At 45.3% G+C, this 1376-nt stretch carries 2 protein-coding genes; one reads left to right on the top strand and one right to left on the bottom strand.

The features are described from left to right. The first annotated feature begins 147 nt into the window (after positions 1 to 147). Positions 148 to 429, top strand: coding sequence for a hypothetical protein (locus tag HX743_RS16050; RefSeq protein ID WP_178319677.1), 282 nt, complete (start codon positions 148 to 150; stop codon positions 427 to 429). Between the two features lie 27 nt (positions 430 to 456). Here HX743_RS16050 and HX743_RS16045 read toward each other — a convergent pair. Beyond that, positions 457 to 1376, bottom strand: a 920-nt coding sequence (locus HX743_RS16045; protein WP_178319676.1) for an IS66 family transposase, incomplete at its 5' end; no start/stop codon positions are given.

The raw sequence follows: 1376 nt of genomic DNA, 5'->3' as shown, positions 1-1376 counted from the left end.
ATCCTGAGAATCCTGAGAATCCTGAGAATCCTGAGAATCCTGAGAATCCTGAGAATCCTGAGAATCCTGAGAATCCTGAGAATCCTGAGAATCCTGAGAATCCTGAGAATCCTGAGAATCCTGAGAAATTTGGGGAAGAATAATAGAATGTCTCATCTTGATTGGAGTAAATTTGAAAATTTATCTGGTGCAGCTGACGTAAATTTTGAAAAGCTTTGTAGATCATTAATAAGAAGACACTATGGTCAATATGGTTCTTTTAAAGAGCTTGCTAATCAGGCTGGGGTCGAGTTCCATCTAAAGTTAGACCAAGACTGTGCTTTGGGAGGTTCTACACGATGGTATGGATGGCAATGTAAATGGTATGACTTGCCTAGAGCACGAGCAATAGGAACAACTAGAAAAGATAAAATTGTTGATGGACTGTAAGCGTCCGCTGAATCCCATGCCTATTTTTTAATTTTGGTCGGATTTCCAGCGGTGTGGCAGTAATTCTTCTATTTGGGTCACTTTATGTGTCGGCAACCTTTTCAGAACATCACTTAAATAGGCATACGGATCCAGCCCATTCAGCTTTGCTGACTGGATTAATGTCATGATATTGGCTGCTCGCTGACCGCTGCGCAGCGAACCTGCAAATAGCCAATTCTTACGTCCCAACGCCCAAGGTCGCATCTGGTTTTCCACCCAATTATTATCTATAGGTAGATTGCCATCATCCAGATAGCGGCTTAAAGCTGGCCAACGCTTCAGACTGTAATTGATGGCCTTGGCGGTTGGAGAACTCGATGGCACAGTCAGTTGATGTTGGTTAAGCCATTCATACAGTTGTTGCATCACCGGTTGACTATGCTGTTGTCGGTATTCGCGGCGCTGTTCTGCCGTACCATCGGTCTTTTTCCTGAGTTCTGCTTCTATCGCATACAGTTTCTGAATCAGCACCAATGCCTGTTCAGCGACCTGACTTTTCCCGGTCACATGCAGTTCATGGAATTTACGACGTGCATGGGCCATGCAGCCCACCTCTATGACCTGGCCTGATTTAAAGCGTGCTTTATAACCACTGTAATCATCACAGACCAGATAGCCCTGCCAGCCTTTCAAGAACTCTTCAGCATGCTGGCCTGAACGACTATCTTGAAAGTCATAGATCACCGCCTGAACTGGATTGTACTGTGTAGTGGCATAGGCCCAGACATAACCTTTCTTCGGTTTTTTCTCATCATCACCCATCCGCATAATGGTGACTGGTGTTTCATCTGCATGCAGCACCTGCTGTTTCAGCACCACCTCTTTTAAGGCATTGGCCAGAGGCTCCAGTTCTACACCGCAGCGACCTATCCAGTCAGATAACGTTGATCTAGAAAGCTCGATTC

The organism is Acinetobacter sp. Swhac1, from assembly GCF_013390985.1.
GTDB lineage: Bacteria > Pseudomonadota > Gammaproteobacteria > Pseudomonadales > Moraxellaceae > Acinetobacter > Acinetobacter towneri.
Note: the sequence above shows the minus strand (reverse complement) of the source record. Positions and strands in the feature narration are given on the sequence as shown.